The organism is Microbacterium sp. Bi128 (assembly GCF_918698205.1).
On the sequence record NZ_CAKKMM010001070.1, the window covers coordinates 1 to 1,778 of the forward strand.

General features: G+C 52.2%; 1 protein-coding gene. It reads right to left on the reverse strand.

Annotation, left to right across the window (positions count from 1 at the left end; genetic code table 11):
* Nucleotides 1-109 precede the first annotated feature (109 nt).
* A complete protein-coding gene (locus LQV45_RS29835) occupies nt 110-1,630 on the reverse strand; it encodes an O-antigen ligase (RefSeq protein WP_230010766.1) in 1,521 nt (506 codons plus the stop codon).
* Nucleotides 1,631-1,778 lie beyond the last annotated feature (148 nt).

The following is a 1,778-nucleotide window of genomic DNA, read 5'->3' on the forward strand; positions in this document are numbered from 1 at the left end:
CAGCGTGGCCTTGATGAAGAGCCAGCCTATTCCCGTTTCGCTGCTCATACCAGGATGGGCAGCAAAAGCTGAAATTAGTATTGCTTGTTGCCTCGGCTTCGTCATCATTCTATTTCCACACCTCTACACGATACATAGCATTATTCCGGCGTTTAAAACTGTCCGCGGCAGCTCGAGTCCCGCTAACCAGCCTTATCTTTGTAGTGCCTAAACTCAACAAGGCTAGGCAAACCCATGGATAATGAAACCAAATCAAATTCGTAGCACTGGCGCAGATAAGTAGCGCCCCAACTACAACAATCCCATCGAAGCGACTCCTGCAGGAGGCGATTATTGAAATAAGCAACGAGAAGAACAGGAGACAACCTATTATTCCGGTGTCGTACAAGGTCGCAATCCAAATAGAGCTCAGGTACGATGCGGACACGCCGGTCGGATCTACGAGATGAAACTGCGAGAATGAGTTAATTCCACTTCCCACCATGGCCCTGCCGACGGAATCGATATCGGCAAGTGCTGTCTCATAGATCCCAGTTCTGTATGCACCCGTCCCAACATCAGTACTGAATAGGTTACCCAAGCGCCAGGAAAGAGTGTCTCTATTTTTGTCTCCGGCTTCAAGTACGTTCGGTATCAAGATCATGGCCGCAGCGATGATTGAAACCGCACCCCAAAGCCACTTGTAAGACCGTCGTGCACTCTCAAGCCCTGAAAGAACCAAAACAAAGGCGAGGGCGATCCATGCGGCACGTGTCCCCGCCAGTATAACGGCGACGCCCAAAACAACGTTGGCAACTTTCGTACTGCGTCCCAGGTCTGACCACCGTCGCGAACACAGAGCTAACCAAGCAACGCATTGACTGGCAAAAATGTTCGTCTCGAACGAAAATCCAATTAGTCTTCCATCCATGGCGACACCCGGCGTTAGAGCTACCGGCACTCCAAGCGATCTCGCAAACCAACTTAGGATACTTAAGGCCGCGATACCGCCCAGAATCAAACTGCCCGACTTGACCAGACGCAATTTTTCGCCATCGGAAACGCCAAGCACAGCAAATGCTAGGAATCCAGTGAGTATCTGGAAGAGAATCCAAAGGCTAGGTAGCGGGGTCGGTGCATTGACGAGAGTCGTCACTACCGCCCAGGCGAAGTAGCCGACTGCCAGCGTCATCACCGGCAGGGCTAAGTGGCGGGATCTTGACTGGATGAACTCTGTGGACTTGATCCGAACGACACAAATCATGAGAAGTGGGATAGCCAGTAGCTCAGCGTGGACAAGAGCCGGCCCAAGCTCGACCACAACTCCAGTCAAAGAGATCGATAGGAAATAGCAGAACCATGCAAAACCGGGAAATTTCATCGCTATGACGGTCACGAGGAGAACAATTAGTGCAAGCGGCAAAATCAATCCGAAGCCCATTGCAAGCGCCAATATGGCCACAGAACCGCTGGCAACACTAATGCCCCCCCACAACGCAAATCTCTGAATCAGATACTTCGTGTCACGTTCCACTTTCGCAGCACCGCACTTTTTCGGTGTGAGCCCGTGGGTAGACATGAGCGTTTTCCCCCATGAGGTTGTGACCCCCACGCCGCATCGGAGCCCGACGTTCCTTTCCTGGACGATCACTTGACCAAGGTGCGAATTCCATCACGGTTTCCTTCCCGAGGCCAGTAATCCGAAGTAGCGGCTCGCAACCGATTCAGCCTCGTAGGACTGAAGAGTTGCTGGCACGCCGGCCATAAGTGGCGCATCTCTTCGCACCAACAAAAGTTGG